This is a genomic window from Aliiroseovarius halocynthiae (assembly GCF_007004645.1).
Taxonomy (GTDB): domain Bacteria; phylum Pseudomonadota; class Alphaproteobacteria; order Rhodobacterales; family Rhodobacteraceae; genus Aliiroseovarius; species Aliiroseovarius halocynthiae.
Map to the genome: position 1 here is coordinate 71,412 of NZ_ML660025.1, position 26,254 is coordinate 97,665.

At 58.1% G+C, this 26,254-nt stretch carries 25 protein-coding genes and 1 tRNA gene; 16 read left to right on the forward strand and 10 right to left on the reverse strand.

Features of this window, described 5'->3' with window-relative positions:
• Positions 1 to 792 carry a tryptophan synthase subunit alpha gene (trpA, locus tag FIL88_RS14330; RefSeq protein WP_142854566.1) on the reverse strand — a complete coding sequence of 264 codons (792 nt, stop codon included), beginning with the start codon at positions 790 to 792 and terminating at the stop codon, positions 1 to 3.
• Between the two features lie 59 nt (positions 793 to 851).
• The gene (locus FIL88_RS14335) at positions 852 to 1,268 is read right to left on the reverse strand and encodes a VOC family protein (RefSeq protein WP_142854567.1); all 417 of its coding nucleotides are present in this window, start codon (positions 1,266 to 1,268) and stop codon (positions 852 to 854) included.
• Positions 1,269 to 1,368: 100 nt separating this feature from the next.
• Between FIL88_RS14335 and ychF the strand changes: the two genes are divergently transcribed.
• From ychF to FIL88_RS14355, 4 genes are all read left to right on the forward strand, one after another.
• The gene (ychF, locus tag FIL88_RS14340) at positions 1,369 to 2,466 is read left to right on the forward strand and encodes a redox-regulated ATPase YchF (protein ID WP_142854568.1); all 1,098 of its coding nucleotides are present in this window, start codon (positions 1,369 to 1,371) and stop codon (positions 2,464 to 2,466) included.
• A 198-nt stretch (positions 2,467 to 2,664) separates the two neighbouring features.
• Positions 2,665 to 4,005 (forward strand): NAD(P)-dependent oxidoreductase, encoded by a 1,341-nt coding sequence (locus FIL88_RS14345; protein WP_142854569.1) that lies wholly within the window; start codon positions 2,665 to 2,667, stop codon positions 4,003 to 4,005.
• The gene (gene preA, locus FIL88_RS14350; RefSeq protein WP_142854570.1) at positions 4,005 to 5,309 is read left to right on the forward strand and encodes an NAD-dependent dihydropyrimidine dehydrogenase subunit PreA; all 1,305 of its coding nucleotides are present in this window, start codon (positions 4,005 to 4,007) and stop codon (positions 5,307 to 5,309) included. Before FIL88_RS14345 ends, preA begins: the two co-directional genes overlap by 1 nt.
• 43 nt (positions 5,310 to 5,352) lie before the next feature.
• Positions 5,353 to 6,207 (forward strand): DMT family transporter, encoded by an 855-nt coding sequence (locus FIL88_RS14355; protein ID WP_246066735.1) that lies wholly within the window; start codon positions 5,353 to 5,355, stop codon positions 6,205 to 6,207.
• Here FIL88_RS14355 and FIL88_RS14360 read toward each other — a convergent pair.
• Together FIL88_RS14360 and FIL88_RS14365 are read right to left on the reverse strand one after the other, a co-directional pair.
• A complete protein-coding gene (locus tag FIL88_RS14360; RefSeq protein ID WP_142854571.1) occupies positions 6,188 to 6,814 on the reverse strand; it encodes a TetR family transcriptional regulator C-terminal domain-containing protein in 627 nt (208 codons plus the stop codon). The genes FIL88_RS14355 and FIL88_RS14360 overlap by 20 nt on opposite strands.
• Entirely contained in the window at positions 6,814 to 7,446 is a 633-nt protein-coding gene (locus FIL88_RS14365; protein ID WP_142854572.1) for a TetR family transcriptional regulator C-terminal domain-containing protein, read from the reverse strand. The genes FIL88_RS14360 and FIL88_RS14365 overlap by 1 nt, the downstream gene beginning before the upstream one ends.
• Positions 7,447 to 7,652: 206 nt before the next feature.
• Here FIL88_RS14365 and FIL88_RS14370 point away from each other — a divergent pair, with 206 nt between their 5' ends.
• Genes FIL88_RS14370 through FIL88_RS14400 form a run of 7 tightly spaced genes read left to right on the forward strand, consistent with a single transcriptional unit; the run spans position 7,653 to position 14,240 of the window.
• Positions 7,653 to 8,900, forward strand: coding sequence for a Zn-dependent hydrolase (locus FIL88_RS14370; protein ID WP_142854573.1), 1,248 nt, complete (start codon positions 7,653 to 7,655; stop codon positions 8,898 to 8,900).
• Positions 8,897 to 9,193, forward strand: coding sequence for a hypothetical protein (locus tag FIL88_RS14375; protein WP_142854574.1), 297 nt, complete (start codon positions 8,897 to 8,899; stop codon positions 9,191 to 9,193). The genes FIL88_RS14370 and FIL88_RS14375 overlap by 4 nt, the downstream gene beginning before the upstream one ends.
• The gene (gene hydA, locus FIL88_RS14380; protein WP_142854575.1) at positions 9,190 to 10,644 is read left to right on the forward strand and encodes a dihydropyrimidinase; all 1,455 of its coding nucleotides are present in this window, start codon (positions 9,190 to 9,192) and stop codon (positions 10,642 to 10,644) included. Before FIL88_RS14375 ends, hydA begins: the two co-directional genes overlap by 4 nt.
• A gap of 5 nt (positions 10,645 to 10,649) precedes the next feature.
• Complete coding sequence (locus FIL88_RS14385) at positions 10,650 to 11,432, forward strand: ABC transporter ATP-binding protein (protein WP_142854576.1); 783 nt, start codon at positions 10,650 to 10,652, stop codon at positions 11,430 to 11,432.
• Positions 11,425 to 12,360: an ABC transporter permease gene (locus FIL88_RS14390; RefSeq protein ID WP_142854577.1), complete on the forward strand. Its 936-nt coding sequence runs from the start codon at positions 11,425 to 11,427 to the stop codon at positions 12,358 to 12,360. The genes FIL88_RS14385 and FIL88_RS14390 overlap by 8 nt, the downstream gene beginning before the upstream one ends.
• Complete coding sequence (locus FIL88_RS14395; protein ID WP_142854578.1) at positions 12,357 to 13,202, forward strand: ABC transporter permease; 846 nt, start codon at positions 12,357 to 12,359, stop codon at positions 13,200 to 13,202. The genes FIL88_RS14390 and FIL88_RS14395 overlap by 4 nt, the downstream gene beginning before the upstream one ends.
• A gap of 48 nt (positions 13,203 to 13,250) precedes the next feature.
• Positions 13,251 to 14,240, forward strand: coding sequence for an ABC transporter substrate-binding protein (locus tag FIL88_RS14400; RefSeq protein ID WP_142854579.1), 990 nt, complete (start codon positions 13,251 to 13,253; stop codon positions 14,238 to 14,240).
• 71 nt (positions 14,241 to 14,311) lie between these two features.
• On the opposite strand, the gene FIL88_RS14405 is transcribed toward FIL88_RS14400, so the two are convergent.
• Both FIL88_RS14405 and FIL88_RS14410 read right to left on the reverse strand, forming a co-directional pair.
• Positions 14,312 to 14,398: transfer RNA gene (locus FIL88_RS14405), tRNA-Leu, on the reverse strand.
• Positions 14,399 to 14,446: 48 nt separating this feature from the next.
• Entirely contained in the window at positions 14,447 to 14,920 is a 474-nt protein-coding gene (locus tag FIL88_RS14410; RefSeq protein WP_142854580.1) for an Lrp/AsnC family transcriptional regulator, read from the reverse strand.
• A gap of 105 nt (positions 14,921 to 15,025) precedes the next feature.
• Between FIL88_RS14410 and putA the strand changes: the two genes are divergently transcribed.
• Together putA and FIL88_RS14420 are read left to right on the forward strand one after the other, a co-directional pair.
• Complete coding sequence (putA, locus tag FIL88_RS14415; protein ID WP_142854581.1) at positions 15,026 to 18,469, forward strand: bifunctional proline dehydrogenase/L-glutamate gamma-semialdehyde dehydrogenase PutA; 3,444 nt, start codon at positions 15,026 to 15,028, stop codon at positions 18,467 to 18,469.
• A gap of 47 nt (positions 18,470 to 18,516) precedes the next feature.
• Complete coding sequence (locus FIL88_RS14420) at positions 18,517 to 19,266, forward strand: rhomboid family intramembrane serine protease (RefSeq protein ID WP_142854582.1); 750 nt, start codon at positions 18,517 to 18,519, stop codon at positions 19,264 to 19,266.
• A 293-nt stretch (positions 19,267 to 19,559) separates the two neighbouring features.
• Here FIL88_RS14420 and FIL88_RS14425 read toward each other — a convergent pair whose 3' ends face one another.
• On the reverse strand, positions 19,560 to 20,345 hold the full coding sequence (locus FIL88_RS14425) for an inositol monophosphatase family protein (protein ID WP_142854583.1): 786 nt from the start codon (positions 20,343 to 20,345) through the stop codon (positions 19,560 to 19,562).
• A 71-nt stretch (positions 20,346 to 20,416) separates the two neighbouring features.
• Positions 20,417 to 21,322, reverse strand: coding sequence for a LysR family transcriptional regulator (locus tag FIL88_RS14430; RefSeq protein WP_142854584.1), 906 nt, complete (start codon positions 21,320 to 21,322; stop codon positions 20,417 to 20,419).
• Between the two features lie 96 nt (positions 21,323 to 21,418).
• Between FIL88_RS14430 and metF the strand changes: the two genes are divergently transcribed.
• On the forward strand, positions 21,419 to 22,285 hold the full coding sequence (metF, locus tag FIL88_RS14435) for a methylenetetrahydrofolate reductase [NAD(P)H] (RefSeq protein WP_142854585.1): 867 nt from the start codon (positions 21,419 to 21,421) through the stop codon (positions 22,283 to 22,285).
• Here the strand turns inward: metF and FIL88_RS14440 are convergent, their stop codons facing one another.
• Positions 22,286 to 23,425: a type III PLP-dependent enzyme gene (locus tag FIL88_RS14440; RefSeq protein WP_142854586.1), complete on the reverse strand. Its 1,140-nt coding sequence runs from the start codon at positions 23,423 to 23,425 to the stop codon at positions 22,286 to 22,288.
• Positions 23,426 to 23,548: 123 nt separating this feature from the next.
• Between FIL88_RS14440 and FIL88_RS14445 the strand changes: the two genes are divergently transcribed.
• Together FIL88_RS14445 and FIL88_RS14450 are read left to right on the forward strand one after the other, a co-directional pair.
• Positions 23,549 to 23,980, forward strand: a complete 432-nt coding sequence (locus FIL88_RS14445) for an Lrp/AsnC family transcriptional regulator (protein WP_142854587.1) — start codon at positions 23,549 to 23,551, stop codon at positions 23,978 to 23,980.
• Positions 23,981 to 24,020: 40 nt separating this feature from the next.
• Entirely contained in the window at positions 24,021 to 25,667 is a 1,647-nt protein-coding gene (locus FIL88_RS14450) for an alpha-D-glucose phosphate-specific phosphoglucomutase (RefSeq protein ID WP_246066736.1), read from the forward strand.
• 84 nt (positions 25,668 to 25,751) lie between these two features.
• On the opposite strand, the gene FIL88_RS14455 is transcribed toward FIL88_RS14450, so the two are convergent.
• Positions 25,752 to 26,090, reverse strand: coding sequence for a hypothetical protein (locus FIL88_RS14455; protein ID WP_142854588.1), 339 nt, complete (start codon positions 26,088 to 26,090; stop codon positions 25,752 to 25,754).
• Positions 26,091 to 26,254 lie beyond the last annotated feature (164 nt).

A 26,254-nucleotide genomic window follows, 5' to 3' on the forward strand; every position in this document is an offset into this window, starting at 1 on the left:
TTAGCCGCGGTGTGCGCCGTCTGCCAAGGTCTTCACGAAGTCCAGAATATCGGCGACAGGTTCGCCCGCCCCAATCTTCGACACGATGGCCGAGCCGACAACGGTGCCGTCCGCCACGCTTGCAATCGCCTCGGCTTTTTCGGGTGTGTTCACGCCAAAGCCAACAATTACAGGGATGTTAGTGGCGGCTTTGATAAGCGCCACTTCCGGTCCGACATCTCCGGTTTGCGCCTCGGCCGAGCCGGTCACCCCGGTGACGGACACGTAATACACAAAGCCCGAGGTGTTCTGCAGCACTTTGGGTAGCCGTTTTTCATCCGTGGTCGGCGTGGCCAGACGAATAAAGTTCAAATCCGCCTTTTGGGCAGGAATGCACAGTTCGTCATCTTCTTCTGGGGGCAGGTCCACGACGATCAAGCCGTCTACGCCAGCCTCTTTCGCATCGACCAGAAACTGATCCACGCCACGATTGTAGATGGGGTTATAGTAGCCCATCAGTACGATCGGAGTGGTGTCATCTTCCTTGCGGAACTCGGCTGCCATATCCAGCGTCTTTTGCAGGGTCATGCCTGCACCAAGCGCGCGCTGACCGGCCAGCTGAATGGTCGGACCATCCGCCATCGGGTCGGTGAAAGGCACCCCCAGCTCGATCACATCCACACCAGCCGCAGGCAGCCCTTTCATCACTTCAAGCGAAGTTTCCACATCAGGATCACCGCCCATGATGTAGGCAACAAAGGCTTTCTGGCCCTTTTCCTTAAGCGCGGCGAATTTGGCGTCGATGCGAGTCATGCCCGGTCCTTTCCTTGGTCCCGCCCGGTTTGCCCAAGCGGGACGGGAAAATCAATGGGTCACTGATACTCGCTTTCAGCCATGATCATCCAGCGCACACCATATTTGTCGGTAAGCGTTCCAAATAATGACGTCCAGAACATCGGGGTAAGCGGCATGCGCACCTCTCCGCCTTCGGCAAGGGCATCGAACACGCGTCGCGTTTCATCGTCACCAGCAAGAGCGACACAGACGTTGCAGCCTGCCATCAAGGTGGCGTCGTCATTGGGGTCATCGCTCGCAAACAGCCAGCCGTCTCCGATCGCCAACCCGGCATGCATCACCGCGTCATCCGGCACCCCCGGCATTTGGGCGCGGTCTTCGTCTGGCATGTCCTTGAACGACATGATCTCAGGCGCGTTGCCAAAGATCTCACCATAGCGGGTCATCGCCGCGCGTGCGCTGTCTTTGAAAAACACATAGGGAATAGGTTGCATTTGTCATCCTCCTCCATTTCATGCCTTCCGATTGGACCACGCTTGCGCCCAGCCTGTCAAAGCCCTAGAACGCCCGAGTAATTCAACGACGGAGGCCGTGATGGGTTTCAAGATGGGTATCGTGGGTCTGCCGAATGTCGGTAAATCGACCCTATTCAACGCACTGACCAAAACGGCCGCCGCGCAGGCTGCAAACTTTCCGTTCTGTACCATTGAGCCCAATACGGGCGAAGTGAACGTGCCAGACGCGCGTTTGGACAAACTGGCTGCAATCGCATCGTCGAAAGAGATCATTCCAGCCCGCATGACCTTTGTGGATATTGCCGGTCTGGTGAAAGGCGCATCCAAAGGCGAAGGTCTGGGCAACCAGTTTCTGGCCAATATCCGCGAAACTGACGCGATTGCCCACGTTCTGCGTTGCTTTGATGATGGCGACGTAACCCACGTCGATGGCCGCGTGAACCCGGTTGAAGATGCTGAAGTGATCGAGACCGAACTGATGCTGGCCGATCTGGAAAGCATCGAGAAACGCCGCGCCGGTCTGGTGCGCAAGCTGAAGGGCAATGACAAAGACGCCCTGCAGCAGGATCGTCTTCTGGCCGCCGCGCAGGAAGCGCTGGAAAATGGCCAGCCTGCCCGCACCGTCGAGGTTGACGAGGAAGACAAGAAAGCGTGGAAGCTGCTTCAGCTTCTGACCACGAAGAAGATCCTTTACGTCTGTAACGTCGATGAAAGCGACGCGGCCACCGGCAACGATTATTCAAAAGCCGTTGAAGAAATGGCCGCCGCACAGGGTGCCGCTTCCGTCGTAATCTCTGCCAAGATCGAAGAAGAAATCAGCCAGCTTGACGACGAGGACATGGAGATGTTCTTGGAAGAGCTGGGCCTGACCGAAGCAGGTCTGGATCGTCTGATCCGTGCTGGTTACGAACTGTTGCACTTGGAGACTTATTTCACCGTCGGCCCGAAAGAGGCCCGCGCATGGACCATCCGCGAGGGCACCATGGCGCCACAGGCCGCTGGCGTGATTCACGGTGATTTCGAACGCGGTTTCATCCGGGCCGAGACCATTGCCTATGATGATTACGTCGAATTGGGCGGCGAAGGACCGGCGAAAGAGGCTGGCAAGATGCGCGCCGAGGGTAAGGGATACATGGTCAAGGATGGCGACGTGTTGCACTTCCTGTTCAACGCCTGATCTGACTTAAATATCAAACAGCTAAAGCCGCGACCGCTGTCGCGGCTTTCTCGTTTTCTGGCCTGCGATGATCGTCAGCGCCCCATGGCCCCGTTCCGATGTGGCACCCCTGCGCTACAGAAATTTGTTTTACCATCTGGTAAAATTTTTTAATCTATGCCCTACTGAATGCACCAAAGCCAATCCAAGGAACCAGCTATGGCACATATCAACAGGGAAAACGGCGTTGCAGCCGGGCGGCTAGACCCGACGCAAGTTGCCGACAACTTTACCGACCTTCACCCGGAATATGATGAACACGAGGCACTGGTCGCAGCCGATCGCTGTTACTTCTGTCACGATGCACCGTGCATGACGGCCTGCCCGACCTCGATCGATATTCCGCTTTTCATCCGGCAGATTGCCACGGGCACGCCCGAGGCTGCTGCGAAGACCATTTTGGAGCAGAACATTCTGGGCGGCATGTGCGCCCGCGTCTGCCCGACCGAGACCTTGTGCGAAGAGGTTTGCGTGCGCGAAACCGCAGAAGGCAAACCGGTCGAAATCGGACGCCTTCAGCGCTATGCGACTGACACCGTTATGGCGTCAAACACCCATCCGTTCACCCGCGCGGACAAGACCGGGAAATCGGTCGCCGTCGTTGGCGCTGGCCCCGCGGGCCTGTCCTGCGCGCACCGTCTGGCCACGCTGGGCCACGACGTCGTGCTGTTCGAGGCGCGTGCCAAAGGGGGCGGCCTGAACGAATTCGGTATCGCCGCCTACAAATCAACCGACGACTTCGCCCAGCGCGAGTTGGATTGGCTTCTGTCCATCGGCGGGATCGAGATCCGTTATGGGCAATCGCTTGGTGGCGCCATCACTCTGGATGCGCTACAAACCGACTTCGACGCGGTCTTCCTTGGCATGGGCCTGAGTGCCGTGAATGCTCTGGGAATGGATGGCGAAGACAAGGACAACGTCCATGACGCCGTCGATTTCATCGCCGATCTGCGTCAGGCATCTGACATGACCACCCTGCCCGTTGGGCGTCGCGTCGTCGTCATCGGCGGTGGCATGACCGCGATTGATGCGGGTGTGCAGGCAAAGCTTCTGGGCGCGGAAGAGGTCTCGATCGTCTATCGTCGCGGGCAAGAGGCAATGGCCGCGTCCACCTTCGAACAGGAACTTGCGCAGCAGAAGGGCGTCACCCTGATCTGCAACGCAACCCCGGTGGGCGTCGAAGGCAACGGATCACTAACCGGCGTCACCTTTGCCTATACGGAAACGCAAAACGGCAAGCTGGTCACGCTGGACGAAACCTTCACCCTGCCCGCCGATCAGCTGTTCAAAGCCATCGGTCAAAAGCTGGGCGACACGCCCGAGGCACTGGCCTTGGACGGCGGCAAGATCAAAGTCGACGATGCGCAACGCAGCAGTATTTCAGGTGTCTGGGCTGGGGGCGACTGTGCCTCGGGCGGGGATGACCTGACCGTCACTGCCGTTGCCGAAGGTCGCGATGCGGCCATGGACATCCACGCCAGCCTGAAAGGGGCAAGCTAATGGCTGATCTGACATCAAATTTTCTTGGAATTTCGTCTCCCAACCCGTTCTGGCTGGCTTCGGCACCGCCGACGGACAAAGAATACAACGTCCGTCGCGCGTTCGAGGCTGGCTGGGGCGGCGCGGTTTGGAAAACGCTCGGCATGGAAGGCCCGCCCGTCGTCAACGTGAACGGCCCGCGCTATGGCGCCATTCACGGGGCAGACCGTCGCCTTTTGGGTCTGAACAATATCGAACTGATCACGGATCGCCCGCTTGAAGTGAACCTTGCCGAAATGACCCGCGTGAAGAAGGACTATCCTGACCACGCGCTGATCGCCTCGGTCATGGTGCCGTGCGAAGAAGAGGCGTGGAAGGAAATCATCCCACGCATCGCGGAAACCGGATGCGACGGGTTCGAACTGAACTTTGGCTGCCCGCATGGCATGGCCGAGCGCGGCATGGGATCGGCTGTTGGCCAGGTGCCCGAGTACATCGAGATGGTCACCCGTTGGTGTAAAGCCGCGACCGACCTGCCGGTGATCGTGAAGCTGACACCGAACATCACCAACATTCTGATGCCCGCTCAAGCGGCGAAAGATGGAGGGGCCGATGCGGTCAGCCTGATCAACACGATCAACTCGATCACGTCGGTCAATCTGGACGCTATGTCGCCCGAACCCATGATCGACGGTAAAGGCACGCATGGTGGCTATTGTGGGCCAGCCGTGAAGCCCATCGCCCTGAACATGGTGGCCGAGATCGCCCGCAACCCCGGCACGCACGGCCTGCCGATTTCCGGTATCGGCGGCGTGACCACATGGCGCGATGCGGCCGAGTTTATGGCGCTTGGTGCGGGCAATGTGCAGGTCTGCACCGCCGCCATGACCTATGGCTTCAAAGTGGTGCAAGAGATGATCTCGGGCCTGAGCCAGTGGATGGACGAACAGGGTTATAGCTCGATTGACGAGGTCATCGGGCGTGCTGTTCCGAACGTCACCGACTGGCAGTATCTGAACCTGAACCACGTCACGAAGGCGCGGATCAGCCAGGAGGATTGCATCAAATGCGGTCGGTGTTATGCCGCTTGCGAAGACACCTCGCATCAGGCAATCAGCATGTCAGAGGATCGGGTTTTTGACGTGAAAGACGACGAATGCGTTGCATGCAACCTGTGCGTCAATGTCTGCCCCGTCGAAGGCTGCATCACGATGGAAACCATTGCGCCCGGCGCGATGGATGAACGGACCGGAAAGCCTGTTGCGGATGAGTATGCAAACTGGACAACCCACCCCAACAACCCCAGTGCAGCCGCTGCGGAGTAAAAGCCCTTCGGCCCTGCCGCCTGCGTGGCAGGGCCATTTGGCGATGCTCAGTTTTTCGATGCTGGTGTCGCTGTCCTTCACCTTTGGACATATCGTGGCCCGCGACATGGCCCCGGCGGCGCTGAGCACCGTGCGTTTTGCATTGGCGGCTGCGTTGCTGATGGCCGTCGCGAAAGCGATGCGTGTGCCACTGGCCCCAGTGTTTCACCGCTTTTGGCGCTTTGGCCTGATGGGGGGACTGATGGCGGTCTATTTCATCACGATGTTCGAGGCGCTGCGTGTCACGTCTGCTGTATCAACTGCCGCCGTATTCACCCTGACCCCCTTGATGGCCGCTGGCTTCGGCTATGTCATCGCGCGGCAATACGCCAGCCGTTGGACCCTGATCGCCCTAACCATAGGGGCATTGGGTGCCATATGGGTGATCTTCCGCGCCGATCTAAACGCGCTTTTGCGGTTTGAGATCGGCTTTGGTGAAGCCCTTTTCACGCTTGGCGCCTTCGCCCACGCGATGGTCCCAGCGCTCGCTCGCAAGCTGGCCCATGATGTGAAACCGGTGCAGACCTCGTTCGGGACCATTTTGGGCGCGTTGATTGTCACGGCCATCTACGGCGCACCAGATCTGATCGCGACGGACTATGCTGCCCTGCGGCCCGCCGTCTGGCTGGTGATCATCTATCTGGCCGTTGCGGCCACCGCCGGATCGTTCTTCCTGTTACAATACGCAGCCCAACGTCTGCCAGCAGGCAAGGTCATGGCCTACACCTATCTGGTGCCCAGCTGGGTGGTGCTGTGGGATCTGCTGCTACATGGCAAGACCCAGCCGCTGATGCTGCTTTTGGGTGTCTTCGCCACGCTACTGGCGCTGCTTATGCTGCTTAAGGCTGAAGCGTCCTGATCAGCATATCCTTAATGAAGGCTTCCGCATCCTCGAACCGCGTGGCCGAGCGCTCTGGCCCCAAGACAGACCGCACCTGCACGTCAAAATCAGCATAGTGCTGCGTCATCGACCAGATCGAGAAGATCAGGTGATGCGGATCAAGCGGCGCCAGCTTGCCCGCGTCCATCCAGCCCTGAATGATGGCTGCTTTGTCATCAACCAATGTCTTCAGATCGGTCGGAAGCACGTCACCCAATCGCGGAGCGCCATGCAGGATTTCCGTCGCGAACAGGCGGCTTTCGCGCGGCATGTTGCGTGACATCTGCACCTTGCGCGAGACATAGGTCAGGATCTCGTCCAGCGGGTCGCCCTCGGCGGACAGGTCATGCAGCGGCTGCACCCATTTCTGAAGCAAGCTTTCCAGAAGTTCGGCATAGATCTGGTCTTTGCCGTTGAAGTAGTAGACCACGTTCTGCTTGGACAGCCCAGCCGCCTTGGCCACTTGCTCTAACGTCGCGCCACGCAAGCCTTTTTCCGAAAAAACGTCCAAAGCAGCCTCGAAGATCGCCTGCCGCTTTTCCATCTGATTGCGCGTTTTCCGCGCCGTTGTTCCCGCCCGCGCCATTACCCATCACCATGTATTTGTACACCTGACAAAAGCAGGTCTTTGACAGCATTTTTCGTGTCTTCCCACTGACGGTTCGTCAGCTCGACACCTTCGTTCAGCGTGGTGATCTGATGGGTGAAATCCGCATAATGCTGTGTCGTGGCCCAGATCGCATAAAGCAGATGACGCGCACTGATTGGTCGGATTTTTCCACGCTCGATCCACGCTTCGATCACCACGATCCGATCTTCAGTCCAGGACCGAAGCTCGTCTTCCAAATAGTCCTGTACAATCGGCGCGCGCTGGATGATCTCGTTCGCCCACACTTTCGAGCCAAAGGGCCGCGTGCGCGCCAGATCGAGCTTCGTGTCGATATAGTCGCCCAGCGCCCGGATAGGATCATTGTCCACCGTGATGCTGTCCGCAGCAGCCCGCCAGATATCAAAGATCTCGCCCACCACACGACGATAAAGCAGCTCTTTGGTTTCAAAATAATAGACGACATTCGACTTCGGGATGCCCGCCTCAGCCGCAATCCGGCTGATCGACGCCCCTGCGTATCCAAATTCGGCAAACACACGTTCAGCAGCGGTCAGTATCCGCCCTGTAATTTCCTGCCGATTGCGGCTTTGAATGCCCTTAGTCGCCATACTTACGTCAACACTTCACACCTAACTTCTGCGTAGAATTCGCGCAGTACTTTACCTTTTCGCACGAGATTTCCTCGGAAAACAGAACAATTCGCACGATCGGTCAGAAAAATGTTGACCGATCGTGCAGAAATCATCCAGCCTGATGGTCAAGACGGAATCCAAATTCCGCGAACACATTCATGTGTACCCAAAGGGAGATGAATATGACCAATCGCAAGAACCTGCGCATTGACCCAGATCGGCTGTGGGACAGCCTGATGGAGATGGCCAAGATCGGCCCCGGCATCGCAGGCGGCAATAATCGCCAAACCCTGACCGATGAAGACGCCGAAGGTCGCGCGCTGTTCCAGACTTGGTGTGAAGCGGCGGGCATGACCATGGGCGTCGATACGATGGGCAACATGTTTGCCACCCGCCCCGGCGAAGACCCCGACGCCCTGCCCGTCTATATGGGCTCGCATCTGGATACGCAGCCGACCGGCGGCAAATACGACGGTGTGTTGGGCGTGCTGGGCGGGCTGGAAGCGGTCCGCACGATGAATGACCTGAACGTCAAAACCAAGCACCCAATCGTCGTCGCCAACTGGACCAACGAGGAAGGCACCCGCTTTGCCCCGGCCATGCTGGCCTCGGGCGTGTTCGCGGGCAAGCACACGCAAGACTGGGCGTATGACCGCGAAGATGCCGAAGGGCTGAAATTCGGCGACGAACTGAAGCGGATCGACTGGGTCGGTGATGAAGAAGTCGGCGCACGCAAGATGCACGCGATGTTCGAGCTGCACATTGAACAAGGTCCGATTCTGGAAGCCGAGGGCAAAGACATCGGCGTCGTCACCCATGGTCAGGGCCTGAACTGGCTGGAAGTGACCATCACGGGCAAGGAAAGCCACACCGGCTCGACCCCCATGCATATGCGCATCAACGCGGGCCGTGGCTTGGCGCTGATCACCGAACTGGTCCACGAGATCGCGATGAGGCACCAGCCCAACGCGGTGGGGGCGATAGGGCATATCGACGTCTATCCGAACTCGCGCAACATCATTCCCGGCAAGGTCGTCTGCACCGTCGATTTCCGCTCGCACCTGCAAGAGGTCATAGACGCGATGATCGCCGAGTTTGACGAGCGTGCACCGAAGCTTTGTGCTGACATTGGTGTCGAGATGAGCTGGGAAATGGTCGGCACATTCGACCCGCCCGCCTTCGACGAGGGTTGTGTGAAAGCGGTCCGCGATGCGGCGGAAGAGCTGGGCTATAGCCACATGGACATCGTCTCCGGCGCGGGCCATGACGCCTGCTGGATCAACGAGATCTATCCCACAGCGATGATCATGTGCCCCTGTGTGGATGGTCTAAGCCACAACGAGGCCGAGGACATTTCGAAGGAATGGGCCGCGGCTGGTACGGATGTGCTGCTGCACGCCGTGTTGGAGACGGCGGAGATTGTGGAGTGACCAACTCAACACTCGGTGATCTTCCGAACAACACGGCCTTGGTAATGTGCGAAGGCGTGTTCAATCGCGAACGAGAGCTGAACTACGTCGCAAATGAGGAGGATGGACCGCAAGCTATTTGCGCCCTCAATCATCGAGACGGAAAGTGTGAAGGAATGATTGTCGGACTAGGACATCTTTATGAATGGGAACCAGGCCTTGAGTTTTTGAGAGATCTTGAATTCGGCCATTACGCGTGGAAGCGCGAGGGCACTTGGGAGATCGGGCGCCTTGAACAGGGAGATAACAAATGACCAAACTCATCAAAAACGGAACCGTCGTCACAGCCGATCTGACCTATAAGGCAGACGTCCTGATGGATAACGGCAAGATCATCGAGATCGGGCCGGACCTGAAGGGCGACGAGACCCTCGACGCGACCGGCTGCTATGTGATGCCCGGCGGGATCGACCCGCATGTGCACCTCGAAATGCCGTTCATGGGCACGTACTCGTCGGATGATTTCGAAAGCGGTACGCGCGCAGGGCTTGCGGGTGGCACCACGATGGTGGTTGATTTCTGCCTGCCCAACCAAGGTGAAAGCCTGCTGGATGCGCTGAAACGCTGGGACAACAAATCGACCCGCGCGAACTGCGACTACTCGTTCCACATGGCCGTGACCTGGTGGGGAGAGCAAGTGTTCAACGACATGCAAACCGTCGTGCAGGAACGTGGCATCAACACGTTCAAGCACTTCCTGGCCTATAAGGGCGCGCTGATGGTGAATGATGACGAGCTTTACTCGTCCTTCATGCGTCTGGCCGAGCTGGGCGCGACCCCGATGGTGCACGCCGAAAACGGCGATGTGATTGCCGAGCTGTCCGCCAAGCTTCTGGCCGAAGGCAACACGGGCCCCGAGGCGCACGCCTATTCCCGCCCCTCTCAGGTCGAAGGCGAAGCCACCAACCGCGCGATCATGATCGCCGACATGGCTGGCGCGCCGCTCTACGTGGTGCATGTGTCCTGCGAGGAAGCGCATGAAGCCATCCGCCGTGCCCGCATGCAAGGCAAGCGCGTGTGGGGCGAGCCGCTGATCCAGCACCTGACGTTGGATGAAAGCGAGTATTTCAACGCCGATTGGGATCACGCCGCACGGCGCGTCATGTCGCCCCCCTTCCGCAACCAAAAACACCAAGACAGCCTGTGGGCGGGTCTGCAATCAGGCTCGCTGAGCGTGGTCGCAACTGACCACTGCGCCTTCACGACCGAGCAAAAACGCACCGGCGTGGGCGACTTCACGAAGATCCCCAACGGCACAGGTGGGCTTGAGGATCGAATGCCGATGCTCTGGACCCACGGCGTCGCCACTGGGCGCCTGACGATGAACGAATTCGTCGCCGTAACCTCGACCAATATCGCGAAAGTACTGAACTGCTACCCACGCAAAGGGGCAGTTCTGGTCGGCGCCGATGCAGACCTTGTGGTCTGGGATCCCGAGAAGTCCAAGACCATCGCGGCTAGCAGCCAGCAATCCGCCATCGACTACAACGTCTTTGAAGGGCACGAGGTCAAAGGCCTGCCGCGATTCACCCTGACACGTGGTCAGGTGGCGGTGCATGACGGCGAAATCCGCACGCAGGAAGGCCACGGTGAATTTGTCGCCCGCGAACCAAATGCCACCGTCAACACCGCGCTTTCGAAATGGAAAGAGCTGACGGCTCCGCAACCAGTTAAACGCACCGGCATTCCGGCAACAGGAGTTTAACGCACGTGACTTCAGATACGGTAATCAAGGCCGAGAACCTTGATCTGACCTTTCAAACCAATGACGGCCCGGTGCATGCGTTGAAAGACGTGTCGCTGGACATCAAGAAGGGTGATTTTGTCAGCTTCATTGGTCCATCGGGCTGCGGCAAAACCACCTTTCTGCGCTGCATGGCTGATCTTGAGCAGCCGACAGGTGGGAAGATTACAGTCAACGGTGTAACCCCGCACGAGGCCCGCCAGTCGCGTGCCTATGGCTATGTGTTTCAACACGCAGGGCTTTACCCGTGGCGGACCATCGGGCGCAATGTGCGCCTGCCGTTGGAAATCATGGGCTATCCCAAGGCTGAACAAGACGAGCGGATCAAGCGCGTGCTTGAGCTGGTCGATCTGGAGGGATTTGAAAAGAAGTTCCCGTGGCAATTGTCCGGCGGGATGCAGCAACGGGCGTCCATTGCCCGCGCGCTGGCCTTTGACGCCGATATCCTGTTGATGGACGAGCCTTTCGGTGCGCTGGACGAGATCGTGCGCGATCACCTGAACGAACAGCTTTTGAAGCTTTGGGCCAAGACGCAGAAGACGATCTGCTTCGTCACCCACTCGATCCCCGAGGCAGTGTACCTGTCGACCAAGATCGTCGTCATGTCCCCGCGTCCGGGCCGGATCTCCGACGTGATTGACTGCCCCCTGCCCGCCGAACGCCCGCTGGACATTCGCGACACGCAAGAGTTTTTGGACGTCGCCCACCGCGTACGCGAGGGGCTACGCGCGGGGCATTCTTATGACTAAAACGCTGCTTCCTGTCCTGACGGTGCTGTTTGGCATTCTGGTGATCTGGTTTCTGGCAGTCGCACCAATGAACATTCGCGTCACATTGGATCAGGCGGCGCGTGCTGGGGGCGACGTCGTCCCGACCGGGGCCGTCGAACGGCGCGAGACCTCGACCCTATCACTGCTCCTAAACAACCGCAGCTACATCGCAGGCGGCTATGACCTTGACCGCCCGCGTCTGCCGACACCAACACAGGTGGGACAAGAGCTGTGGAAGACCACGGGCGCAATGGTTCTGAAAGGCCGTACATGGTCGAAACGGTCGCTGATCTATCACGGCTGGATCACCCTGCAATCGACCTTCTGGGGCTTCCTTTTGGGAACCACGGTCGGCATTCTTGGTGCCGTTCTGGTGGTGAAATCCCGCGTGCTTGAAATGTCACTGGTCCCTTGGGCCATCATTTCGCAAGCGGTGCCGATTGTGGCACTTGCTCCAATGATCATCGTCTTATCCTCACAGGCCGGGATCGACGGGCGTGGCTTTCCGAAGGCGCTGATCTCGTCCTATCTATGTTTCTTCCCGGTGATGGTCGGCATGATCAAGGGGCTTCGCTCGCCCAGCGGCGAGCAGCTGGACCTGCTGAAAACCTATAGCGCCTCGGGCACTCAGCAATTCCTGAAGCTGCGGGTCCCAGCATCCCTGCCCTATCTGTTTACGTCGCTAAAAATCGGCGTCGCCGCAGCCCTAGTTGGGGCCATTGTGGGCGAGTTGCCAACCGGTGCGATCAGCGGGTTGGGCGCACGGATCCTGATCGGGGATCAATTCGGCACACCATTGGCAATCTGGGCCGCTCTGTTCGCCGCAGCCATTCTGGCGGGCGTCTTGGTCACGCTTCTTGATCGAACGCAGCATGTCTTGCTGCGCAAAATGGGGATGCGTACATGAGCTGGATGATCTTTGCCCTCGTCTTCTGGGTTGTCGCTTGGGGTATCAACATCGCCCTTGTCCGTTCGCGCCTGTCCGACACGGCCGCGGTGAAATACACCGTGCCGATCCTGTTTGGCCTGACCATTGTTGTGTTGTGGGAGGCCGTGGTTCACAGCTTCGCCATCTCGCCCGCAATCCTGCCCGCCCCCTCGGCCGTAGCCGAGCGTTTCGCAAACTCGACCGGCATGCTGTGGGAGGATTTCGTTCAGACCGTTCTGAAAGGTGCGCTGCGCGGATACATTTTCGGTGTACTCGCGGCATTCGTGGTGGCGATCCTGATCGACCGCTCGCCCTTCCTGACCCGCGGGCTGCTGCCCATCGGGAACTTTGTGGCAGCCCTGCCCATCGTCGGCGTCGCACCCATTCTGGTCAGCTGGTTTGGGTTTGACTGGCATTCGAAGGCGGCTGTGGTCGTTGTCATGGTGTTCTTCCCTGTGCTGGTAAACACCGTACAAGGCCTGCGCGAAACCGACGCCATGCTGCGCGATCTGATGAAAACTTATGCGGCGGGATACTTCAAAACGCTGATCAAACTGCGCATCCCTGCAGCCATGCCCTTTATCTTCAACGGATTAAAAGTGGCCGCCACCCTTGCCCTGATCGGGGCCATTGTGGCTGAATACTTTGGATCGCCCACTCGTGGGATGGGGTTCCGCATTTCAACCGGCGTCGGAAGCCTGTCCATTGATCTTGTCTGGGCCGAGATCGTCGTCGCCGCATTGGCCGGCACTGCCTTTTACGGCATCGTCGCATTCATAGAAAAGAAGGTGACCTTCTGGCACCCGTCACAACGAGGCTGAGCAACACAAATATAATAAGCCAATAATATAGCCAACAAGGAGAGAGAAATGAAACTTAAGTCAATGATCGGCGCAGCTGCCCTTGCCGTCAGCGCAAGTGCGGCATCTGCCGCAGATGACGTCACTTTGCAGCTGAAATGGGTCACGCAGGGCCAGTTCGCAGGCTACTATGTAGCGCTCGAAAACGGCTACTACTCCGAAGAAGACCTGAACGTCACGATCCTGCCGGGCGGTCCCGACATCGCCCCCACGCAGGTAATCGCTGGTGGCAGCGCAGATGTCGTTGTTGAATGGATGCCCGCCGCCTTGGCCGCACGTGAAAAAGGCCTTCCGCTGGTAAACATTGCCCAGCCCTTCGCGTCGTCCGGTATGATGTTGACCTGTTGGGGAGACGTTGGGATTTCGTCCCCCGCAGATCTGGCCAACCGCACCCTTGGTGTTTGGTTCTTCGGCAACGAATTCCCCTTCATGAACTGGATGTCCAAACTGGGTCTCTCGACCGACGGCAAAAGCGAAACCGGTGTTGAAGTGCTGAAGCAGGCGTTCAACGTTGACGCCCTGTTGCAGCGTCAGGCCGACTGCATTTCGACCATGACCTATAACGAATACTGGCAGGTCATCGACTCTGGTGTCAGCCCGGACGAACTGGTGACGTTCAAATATGAAGACCAAGGCGTCGCAACGCTGGAAGACGGCCTGTATGTGCTGGAAGACAAGCTGTCGGACGCCGCCTTCACCGACAAGATGGAACGCTTTGTGCGCGCCTCGATGAAGGGTTGGAAATGGGCCGAGGAAAACGCCGAAGCCGCAGCCCAGATCATCTTGGACTATGATGAAACCGGTGCCCAGACTGAAACCCATCAGGTCCGCATGATCGGTGAAATCGGTAAGCTGACCGCAGGGTCGGATGGATCGCTGGATCAAGCCGCATATGAGCGCACTGTCGCCACCCTGCTAGGAGGCGGTTCAGATCCCGTCATTACCAAAGCGCCTGAAGGTGCATGGACCAGTGCAATTACCGATGCTGCGCTGAAGTAATTCACTGATATAAAAAGAAAACGGCGCGCCATCTGGTGCGCCGTTTGCGTTTCAACAGCTAGTAAGTTGCTTGGTACCCGCGGCCGGACTCGAACCGGCACGGCCTATCCGGCCTAGAGATTTTAAGTCTCCTGTGTCTACCATTCCACCACGCGGGCCTAGCACGACATTTCCTAGCGCCAAAGACAGGCAGGGGCAACGGCAGATCACACCGATGTGCCATCTTCCTTCACCGCCTGCATCGCCACATGGGTCGAACTTTGCGCCACATAGGGAAGCGAGCTGATTTTCTCACCTAGAACGCGGCGATAATCGCGCATATCCTGCGTACGCACCTTCAGCAGATAGTCGAAATGCGCGGCAAGCATATAGCATTCCTCGACCTCAGGAATGGCGGCAACCCCTTCATTGAACGCGGTCAACGCGGCCTCACGGGTGTCAGACAACTTTACCTCGACAAAGGCAACGTGGTCGCGACCCATACGAATTGGATCGATCTGAGCGCAATAGCCGGTGATCACGCCCGACTTCTCAAGCTTCTTCAACCGGGCCTGCGTAGGTGACTTCGACAAGCCAATCTTTCCGGCCAATTCAGTGATCGAAATACGCCCATCCGTCGACAGAATATCCAGAATCAAGCGATCGAAGCGATCAAATTCAACTTTCCAATCATCCTGCATTTTACGCTCCTGTCAGCCTCTTGTATCGCTTTCTATCATAAATTCAGTTATTTCGCCTAATTATTTTGAGTTATTATAGCCACATCGACAAGCAAGGAGATCCGCATGACCACTGACCTGCGCACGACCATTGATAACCTCGCCTATGCGGACGAAGAGCGCCATATCACCAGCCTTGTGGCTGCGGCCAATCTGTCTGATGCGGATCGCGCGCGGATTGCAGCCAGCGGGGCCCAACTGGTGCGCGGAATCCGCGAAAGCTCGGACCCCGGCTTGATGGAGGTCTTTCTGGCCGAATACGGCCTCTCCACCGATGAAGGCATCGCATTGATGTGTTTGGCCGAAGCCCTTTTGCGCGTACCAGATGCGGAAACCATTGATGCCCTGATCGAAGACAAGATCGCGCCGTCTGACTGGGGCAAACACCTTGGGCGCTCGTCGTCGTCGCTTGTAAACGCCTCAACCTGGGCACTGCTTTTGACCGGTAAGGTTCTGGAAGACCGCGAACCGGGTATCGCAGGCGCTCTGCGCGGTGCCGTGAAACGCCTGGGTGAACCGGTCATCCGCACCGCCGTCGGTCGCGCGATGAAGGAAATGGGCAGCCAATTCGTGCTGGGCGAAACCATCGGGGCTGCGATGAACCGCGGGTCGAAGATGGAGGAAAAAGGCTTCACCTATTCCTATGACATGCTGGGCGAAGCGGCCCTGACTGACAGCGATGCGCGTCGCTATCAGATGGCCTATGCCAAAGCGATTTCCGAGATCGCAAGCGCTTGTACGTCCGATGACATCCGGTCAAACCCCGGCATCTCGGTCAAGCTGTCAGCCCTCTTTGCGCGCTATGAACGTGGTCAGCACCAACGAGTGATGGAAACCCTCGTCCCGCGTGTCTCGGCGCTTGCGCAGTTGGCAAAATCGGCCGGCATGGGATTCAATATCGACGCCGAGGAAGCCGACCGCCTGCAAATCTCTCTGGATGTGATCGAGAAGGTTTTGGAAGACCCCGCATTGGCCGGATGGGACGGGTTTGGCGTCGTGGTGCAGGCCTATGGCCACCGTGCGGGTGCGGTTATCGACTGGCTGCACGAAACCGCCACCCGACTGGATCGCAAGATCATGGTCCGTCTGGTAAAAGGCGCCTATTGGGACAGCGAGATCAAGCGCGCCCAAGTCGAGGGGCTGGACGGCTTCCCCGTCTTTACCCGCAAGGTCGCGACCGATGTCAGCTATATCTCCAATGCGGGGAAATTGCTTGGCCTGACCGACCGCATCTATCCGCAATTTGCTACCCACAATGCCCACACCGCCGCAGCCATTCTTGATATCGCGCAGACCACGGGCATCGATACGCAAGCCTATGAATTCCAGCGCCTGCATGGCATGGGCGAGCGTCTGCACCAGATCATCATGGACGCAAACGATACCCGCTGCCGCATCTATGCCCCCGTTGGCGCGCACCGCGATCTGCTGGCCTATCTGGTCCGACGCCTGCTGGAAAACGGCGCGAACAGTTCATTTGTGAACCAGATCGTCGACGAAAGCGTCACCCCGGAAGAGGTCGCCGCCTGCCCGTTCGACGCCCTTACCATCGAGGCACCCCACGTACCGACCGGGCCCGAGATCTTCGGAGCACGCAAAAACTCGATGGGGCTGGACCTGACCTATGATCCGCATCTCGATCAGATCGAGGCCGCACGTGGGACGGATGCCTCGACGTACTTCACCGGTGCGCCGCTGATTGCTGGCACACCAAAGGGCGGACCGGTCGTTACGGTGCAAAACCCCTCGACCCACACGCCAATCGGCCAGATCACATGGGCCAGTGCCGAGGATGTGGACACCGCATTAACCGCGGCCAAACCGTGGGACGCGAGCCCGTCCGAACGCGCCAAGGTCCTGAACCGCGCGGCGGATCTGTACGAGGAAAACCTTGGCCTCTTCTTCGCGCTGCTATCGCGCGAGGCCGGGAAAATTTGGCTGGATTGCATGGGTGAGCTGCGCGAAGCTGTTGATTTTCTGCGCTATTACGCAAGCCGCATGGATGATCACACCCGCCCGCCCGTGGGCCTGTTCACTTGTATTTCACCATGGAACTTCCCACTAGCCATCTTCACTGGCCAAATTGCAGGGGCCCTGGCCGTAGGCAATGGTGTCTTGGCAAAACCGGCTGAACAGACCGGATTGATCGCGTTTGAGGCCGTGAAGTTGCTGCACCAAGCAGGCGTGCCACGCGACGTCCTGCAATTGCTACCAGGAGACGGTGTTACCGTCGGCGCGGCCCTTACATCTGACCCGCGCATTGGCGGCGTGGCCTTCACCGGCTCGACCGAGACCGCTCAGATCATTCGCCGCGCGATGGCGGCGAACATGGCGCCCTCGGCCCCGCTGATCGCGGAAACCGGTGGCCTGAACGCGATGATCGTGGACAGTACTGCCCTGCCCGAACAGGCCGTCCGCGACATCGTGGCCTCAAGCTTCCAATCAGCGGGCCAGCGCTGCTCGGCCCTGCGCTGCCTTTATGTGCAAGAGGACGTGGCCGACGCCATGACCAACATGCTGGTCGGCGCGATGAACGAGTTGAAGCAGGATGACCCGTGGCACCTGCACACGGATCTTGGCCCGGTGATTGATGATGAGGCTTTCCAGGGTATCAAAACCTATGTGGACAACGCCCGCGCCAAGGGCCGCATCGCCCACGAACTGACCGCGCCCGAAGGCGGTTTTTTCATCGCCCCGACCCTGATCCGCGTGAACGGGATCGAGGACATGAAGCGCGAGATCTTCGGCCCGGTTCTGCACATTGCCACCTTCAAGGCGCACGAATTGGATGACGTTATTGACGCGATCAACGCGACTGGATACGGCCTGACCTTTGGTCTGCACACCCGCATCGACGACCGCGTGCAGCATGTCTGTGACCGGATGCACGTGGGCAATGCCTATGTGAATCGCAACCAGATCGGCGCCATTGTCGGCTCGCAACCCTTTGGCGGAGAGGGGCTTTCTGGCACCGGCCCGAAAGCGGGTGGTCCGATGTATATGGATCGGTTCTGTCAACCTGCTTCAGCCGAGCGCCATGAAGACGACGGTACGGCCGCGCCCGACACAGACAAGCTGGCCGGTTTGATCGCCCAAACGCAGAACAACGCGACTCTCTCCTCCTCCCGCCTGCCCGGTCCGACCGGAGAACTGAACCAACTGTCCGTTCACCCGCGCGCGCCTTTCCTATGTATGGGGCCGGGAAACACAGCAGCGAGGGCGCAGAAAGCCGCGATCGAGGCGCTTGGCGGCGTTGCCGTTCTATCCCCCAACCTGTCACCCGACACCCTTGAGAAGATCAACGGGATCGGCGGCGTTATCTTTTGGGGCGCAGACAAGGCAGCACGTCAGATCGTCACCGCGCTGGCCAAGCGCCCCGGAGAAATTTTGCCGTTGATCACTGGTGCACCAACGGCGGAAACAGTGACCCATGAACGCCATCTCTGCGTGGACACCACCGCATCCGGCGGCAATGCCGAACTGTTGATGTTGGCACAAACCAAGGCCTAACCAGCCAATGACTTGACCCGGTGGAATGCATCGGGTCAAGTCAACCCATGTTTCCCATTCGCGATCATAACCCGTCAGAACGCCGACCGTTTATTACATATGCCTTGCTGGCCCTGAACACGTTGGTCTTTCTTTATATGTGGCCTCTCTATGGAAGCACGGCGGCTTCGCAGGTGTTTGTCGACTATGGAATGATCCCCCAGCGCCTGACGCATGGGGTGGGGCTGGAAACGCTTGTCACCTCGATGTTTCTGCATGGCGGCTTCATGCATTTTGCAGGCAATATGCTGTTTCTGTGGATCTTTGGTGACAATCTGGAAGACATGCTGGGCCACGTCCGGTTTCTGCTATTTTATCTGGCCACGGGCATCGCCGCCGCAATGCTGCAATTAGCATCCGATCCAAGCAGCCCCATCCCGATGGTCGGAGCATCGGGTGCAATTGCTGGCGTGATGGGGGGCTATCTTCTGCTGTTTCCCAAAGCAAAAGTAGATGTTTTGTTCATCATCGTGATCATCTTCAGGATCATCCCGATCCCCGCCTGGGCCGCCCTGCTGGTCTGGTTTGGCTTGCAGGTGTTTAACGGTGTTGCTTCTTTCGGCGCGGACGGCGGAGGCGTCGCCCATTGGGCCCATGCCGGAGGATTTATCGCGGGGTTTGCTCTGATCTTGCCGCTTTGGTTGCGGCTGGGTGCGCAACGCTTTTGGAGCTATACTGACGGCCACCCCGACCATCCAGAAGCCAGATACAAAATCGCCCGGACTAGCATTCCGCAGGCCGGGCGACGTCGAAAGTAAGACTTGTTGAAGTCGGTACGTTACTTGACCGACATTGTATCAATCTTCGCGCTTATCTTATTTGCAAGCGCGGGCACATTCCCACGTACAAGCAACGCAGAAGATAGAGCGAGCATAATAATAACCGAGGTTAACACTACCCAATCGACAGTGACGGCACCGTCTTCATCTTGGATAAAGTGGGTGAGGCGGGGCGATATGAGCGACAACGTATCCATGCGCTATTCTATCGGAGATGTTTACGGCACGAATGTGTCACGCTTGGGTCTTTTTCGGTTCACCAGGCACCCGCTTTAGTTGTTTGAAACCAATCTATCGAACTTCTCAAAGATTGGCTCATTTCCAGCAACAATGCTTCCGCTGTCCAGAATCGAGTCACCTTCAATCGGGCTCACTAAGCCGCCGGCTTCACGCACGATCAGCAGGCCAGCCGCGATGTCCCAAGCATTCAGGTTCCGCTCCCAATAGCCGTCATAGCGCCCCGCGGCGACATAAGCCAAATCCAGAGCCGCAGATCCAAAGCGGCGCACCCCTGCGCAGGACGGCAAAATGCGGGCTAGATCCTGAAGGGTTTCGGGAAGATCAGCGCGGCCACCAAAGGGCAAACCAGTTGCAAAGATGCACTCGATCAGACGCGAACGGCCTGACACACGCAGACGGCTTTGGTTCAGCCAGGCGCCTTCACCTTTTTCGGCATAGAACATCTCGTCCTTGGCGGCGTCAAAAACCACACCGGCGACGATCTCGCCTTTATGTTCCAATGCGATCGAGATCGCCCAATGCGGCAGACCATGCAGGAAGTTCGTGGTGCCATCCAGCGGATCTACGATCCAGCGGCGCGTCGGGTCTTTACCTTCAGCCTCGCCACCTTCTTCTGCGAGCCAACCATAATTGGGGCGGGCTTCCATCAGCTCGTCCCGGATGATTTGCTCTGCTGCAATATCAGCCTTCGACACAAAGTCGCCAGCGCCCTTCATCGAGACTTGAAGATTCTCGACCTCACGAAAGTCCTTCACAAGGCTACGACCAGCTTTGCGGGCTGCCTTGATCATTACGTTCAGATTTGCACTGCCTTGCATGGAAAGGACTCCTGATGTTTCAAACGGCGCGTATACGCCTGTAAGCCTTGTTTGCCAAGCCTGAAAGGGCGTCAGTTACGTTGAAGTTTCACCGGTTCCGAGCGGCACAGGCGGATCATATGCGCCATGAAGGGCACCATCGTATCTTCGTCCCGTGTTGCGGCATACATCTGCTTGCGCAAGCCGCCTTCGGTCAGCGGTTTGGTCACGAAATCCGGGTTGCGCGTCACGTCGCCCAAAACCCAGTCCGGAAGCACCGCCACACCGCGCCCAGCAGCCACAAGCATCAGGATCACTTCGGTCATTTCAACTTGTCTGATTCCGCGCGGTTCGACCCGTTCAGGTGTCAGAAGCCCGGTGAAAACATCAATTTTCGAACGTTCCACCGGGTAGGTCAGCAAAAGCTCCTGCTCGAAATCTTCCGCTACGATATACGCTTCGTCCGCCAGCCTGTGTCCGGTTGGGGCCACGAAACGCGGCTCATACGCGAAGAGAGGCGAGAACGTGATGCCCGCCATTTCCACCGGATCCGACGAGATGACAAAGTCGACTTCCTCGCGTCGTAGCGCCTCGATCGCGTCAAAGGCCAGACGCTGGCGTATATCCAGATCCACGTCCGGCCAGGCGTGACGCAGCTTGTCCAACACAGGAAAAAGCCAGTCAAAGCAGGCGTGACATTCTATCGCGATGTGCAACCGGCCCGAGCGGCCGGATTTCAAAGCGCGAAATTCCTCTTCCATACGATCAATCTCGGGCAGCACCTGTTCAGCCAACCGCAGCAGCTTCATACCCGCCGGGCTCAGACGCATGGGTTTGGTCCGGCGGTGAAACAGCTCCATCCCGACCTGCTCTTCCAACCCTTTGATTTGGTGGCTCAGTGCCGATTGGGTGATGTGCAGAATGTCCGCAGCCCGCGCCAACGACCCCGCATGATGAATGGCGCGCACAGTGCGCAGATGTCGAAACTCGATGTACATGCACGATCCTCATGTTCTTTTTGAAAATTATGAATTTGTCTCACAATGCATCTCGAGGCACAAGTAGGTAACACCGCCAAACATGCCGAGGACGCCATGATCACGCCTAATATCTCGTTCGAGTTCTTCCCCCCACAATCGCTGGATGCCTCGTTTCGGCTGTGGGAAACTGTGCGCCAGCTGGCTCCACTGAACCCTAACTTCGTCTCGGTCACATACGGCGCAGGTGGCACCACGCGTGAACTGACCCATGATGCGGTCGGCACGATCCACAAGCATTATGGTTTGAATGTCGCGGCCCATCTAACCTGTGTCGAGGCATCGCGCGACGAAACACTGGCCATTGCGAAAAGCTATGCCGACGTGGGCGTGAAAGAAATCGTCGCCTTGCGCGGGGACGCTCCGAAAGGCGCAGATCGCTTCACCGCCCGCGAAGACGGTTTCGCAGATTCGGTCGAGCTGATCGAAGCCCTTGCAGGCACGGGTGATTTCCACATCCGCGTGGGCGCCTATCCCGATCCCCACCCCGAGGCCGCAGATCTGGACGCTGATGTTGCGTGGCTGAAACGTAAGGTGGATGCCGGTGCAAACTCGGCAATCACGCAGTTCTTTTTCGAGGCTGACACGTTCTTCCGCTTCCGCGACAGGTGCGAAAAGGCGGGGATTGACGTGCCGATCATCCCCGGCATCCTGCCGATCGAAAACTGGAAAGGCGTGCGCAAATTTGCCGAGCGTTGCGGCGCGACGGTGCCTGCATGGCTGGATGATGCATTCCGCAAGGCAGAGCGCGACGACCGGACGGACCTGCTGGCCACTGCGATCTGCACCGAACTGTGTTCGGATCTGATCGACGGCGGTGTAGAGGACTTGCACTTCTATACGCTGAACAAGCCGGGTCTGACCCGCGACGTCGCCCATGCATTGGGTGTGACACCGCAGATAAACTTGGCAAACGTTGCCTGATCAGACGGCCAGCGACTGCACCGTCACGGTTTCAATCGCGCCATAACCGTTGAACCGCGTGACAGTCGCAAGACTGTACGCCCCCATGCCGGCCAACAGAAGATAGTCTTCCTCGGCCAGATCATAGGGCAATAGCAGCGGATCGGGCAGTTGGTCGATGGAATCACAGGTCGGGCCGAATACGATGCGCTTTTCCAGCTTGCCCTTGTGGGTTTCCCCGTCTGCACGCACAGTTTTCAAGCGATCCGGCACTCCGATCGACGGTGCTTCCGACAAAGCGCCATATATTCCGTCATTCAGATAAACTGCTCCGTCTTCCCGAATGGCTTTGACGCATGTGGCAAGGCTGAACGCCTCGGCCACCATGGCGCGACCCGGTTCGCAGACAAGTTCAGGGGCGTCCTCGCCGAACTCGACTGCAACTGCGGCATGAATGGCATGAAAGATCGCCTCGAGGTCCGGGGCAACGCCGCGGTTGGCCGCAAATCCCCCTCCAACATTCAGGCGACGCAGGCGAATGCCAGCATGTTTGGCAACGTCTGCACATCGCGAGACATAAGCCACCCAAGCCGACGGGTCCGCGCATTGTGTTCCGGGGTGGAAGGTCATCGAAGGGATGAAACCAGCCGCCTTCACCTGCTTCAAAAGCACAACCGCCTGTTCAGGGTCCGCACCGAACTTCGCGCCGAAATTATAGGCCGCTCCCTCAACCGGAAGCGCCAAACGAACAGATATTTCAACACCTTGCGGCGGAACCTGAGCGATCAGTTTGTCCAGCTCACGCGTGCTGTCCACCGAATAAGAGCGCACATTCAGCGCCACGGCCTCGGCGATTTCAGCACGCGACCGGACAGGGTTGTTGTAATGCATCTCGACATCACGCGACACGGCACGCAGGGCCTGCATCTCGGCCGGGCTGGCCACGTCAAAGGCCTGCAAGCCAGCGGTTACCAGATTCTCAAGAACCATCGGGGTGTCGTTGGCCTTCACCGCATAAGTCACCAGCCCATCAAACCCAGCGATGAAACGGCGCGCAGTGGCTTGCAAGACGGCCGGGGCAAAGTACATTACCGGCTGCATGGGGCGCTCGGTTTTCAGATGAGACAAAGGTGTCAGCCAAATCGAGGGTTGTCTGCTCATGTCGTAAAGTCCGTGATCCTGTTGACGCTAACCTTAGAATCTCAATCAGGCCCGTCGATTTCCAGTGGCACTCAGGACGAAATGTCGCTTATATGCCGTCATATTGCAGGGGAAACCGTACAAATGGACGATACCGACCGCGAACTTCTGGTTCAGCTTGAAAGCAATGCACGGCTTCCGGTGGCAACACTGGCCAGGCGTCTTGGATTGGCGCGATCAACCGTACAGGCGCGCATCGAACGTCTTGAAGAAAAAGGGATTATCGCCGGGTATGCCTTGCGATTGGGCGATGCGGCACGCGGTGATCGCATTCGGGCAACGGTCCTGATCTCGATAGAGCCTCGGTCGACCCCGGCTGTTCTGGCCCGCTTGAAAACGCTCACTCAGGTCGAAGCTGCGCACACTGCGTCGGGCCGTTGGGACATGGTCTTGCAACTGGCCGCCCCGTCGACCGCACTGCTGGACGAAGTGCTGGACGCGATCGGTGAAATTGACGGGGTGAAAGGATCGGAAAGCCTGATCCACCTCTCGACGCGCATAGATCGGCTGGGCTAACGTCGTCGCGACAAAATTATTCCCTTTTGAAGGACACGCTGTGATTTCCAGAAATTTTCAGATCGTCAAGACCGCCCCTATCGAAGGTCAGCAGCCGGGCACATCGGGACTGCGCAAGAAGGTCGCCGTGTTTTCCAAACCGGGGTATCTAGAAACCTATACGCAGGCAATTTTCAACGCGATTGATCCTGCCGGGAAAACATATGTACTTGGCGGCGACGGGCGCTTTTTCAACGACGCGGCAATCGTCACGATCTTGCGCATGGCGGCGGCCAATGGCGTGGCGAAAATCATCCTTGGACAAGACGGCATATTGTCGACCCCGGCGGTCAGCCACTTGATCCGCAAACGCAGTGCGGATGGCGGTTTCATCCTGTCAGCCAGTCACAATCCGGGGGGACCTGACGGGGATTTCGGACTGAAATACAACACCGAAAACGGAGGCCCCGCCCCTGAAGCGCTTACCGACAAAATCGTCGCATGCGCTGAAACGATAGGTGACTACAAGATTGGCGGCGACCCGTTCGAGGCGTTGGAAACATTGGGCGATCTGGGCCTCTATACATTTGACGGCATGGAGATCGAGATCGTCGATCCGGTCGAAGACTATGCAACATTGATGGAGAGTTTGTTCGATTTCGACGCCATCCGGTCAATGATCGCCGGCGGCTTCACCCTGCGGTTCGATGCGATGCATGCAGTAACAGGGCCATATGCCACTGAAATCCTAGAGCGCCGTCTGGGCGCCGCCCAAGGGTCCGTGGTCAATGGCGTCCCACTGGTTGATTTCGGCGAAGGCCACCCGGACCCAAATCCGGTCTGGGCGAAAGAGTTGTTTGACCATATGCACGCGCCCGATGCGCCCGACTTTGGGGCAGCATCCGACGGCGATGGAGATCGAAACATGATCGTCGGGAAGGGCATCTATGTGGCGCCTTCCGACAGCCTTGCCTTGCTAGCAGCAAATGCGCATCTGGCGCCGGGATATGCCAAGGGGATTTCAGGGGTTGCACGCTCCATGCCAACCTCGGCTGCGTCAGACCGTGTGGCAAAGGCGTTAGGGGTTGAAGCTTTCCAAACACCTACAGGATGGAAGTTCTTCGGCAATTTGCTGGACGCCGGACGCGCCACCCTGTGTGGTGAAGAAAGCGCCGGCACAGGCTCGGATCACGTCCGCGAGAAGGACGGGCTATGGGCCGTGCTGTTGTGGTTGAACATTCTGGCCGTGCGTAAAGACAGCGTTGCAGATATCTTGCGCGACCACTGGCAAACCTATGGGCGCGACTATTATTCCCGCCACGATTACGAAGGGTTAGAGTCAACTTCCGCCAATGCCTTGATGGTCGAACTAAAGGGTAAACTGCCCACCTTACCCGGCCAGATTGCCGCCGGATTGACCGTCACAAAGGCCGAGGATTTCGCCTATACAGACCCAATCGACGGATCTGTCGCGATCGGCCAGGGGATCATCCTGACCTTTGAGGGCGGAGCGCGCGCGATGTTGCGCCTGTCAGGCACCGGGACCGAGGGCGCGACCCTACGTGTCTATCTTGAGCAATACGCCGATACACAATCTGATTTGGACCGGGATGTGCAAGACGCGCTTAAACCCGTCCGCGATGCAGCCAGTGAGTTGGCAGGAATCCAGCGCCATACTGGGCGTATGTCGGCAGATGTTGTCAGCTAGTTCCGAAACACCTTTGCCAACGCGTCAAAACAAAAACGCCCGGCTGTTCGGCCGGGCGTTGTCGTATGTCGTGGCGGGCAGTGCCTATTGAGTGACCTCAGTGCAGGTGCCGCGACCCCAACCTGACTTCGCGCCCGAAGCCGAGACGTTGTATTCGCCATTCTCAACATTCACATTATAGTTGAGGGTATAGCTAAAATCGTCAGCAAACATCAGGAACGTCACCGCATTCAAACCCGGATAAACGTTTGCTTCCTTTTTTTCGCCGTCCAGCAGCACATACCCGGCTTTGCCACCATTCGCCGAAACCAGTGTCGCTGCCATTTCTGGCAGGTTCCCATTTGGAACTTCGCAGTTAAACGTGCGTTCTTGGGCCAGCGCCATGGTGGGGGTAAAGGCCAGAAGAAGAAGTGCTTTTTTCATGTGTATTCGCCTGTTGATCCGGGTTTCCGTCAGACAGCTAAGCTTGATCCGTCGCGTGAGCGGAACTGCTAGGGGTTGATTATGGCAGTTTTTTGTCAAAACCCCTTCAAACTCTTGCTTAAGTTAACCAACCTTTCATCTTTTTTGCGCACCGGGCCGCCAAG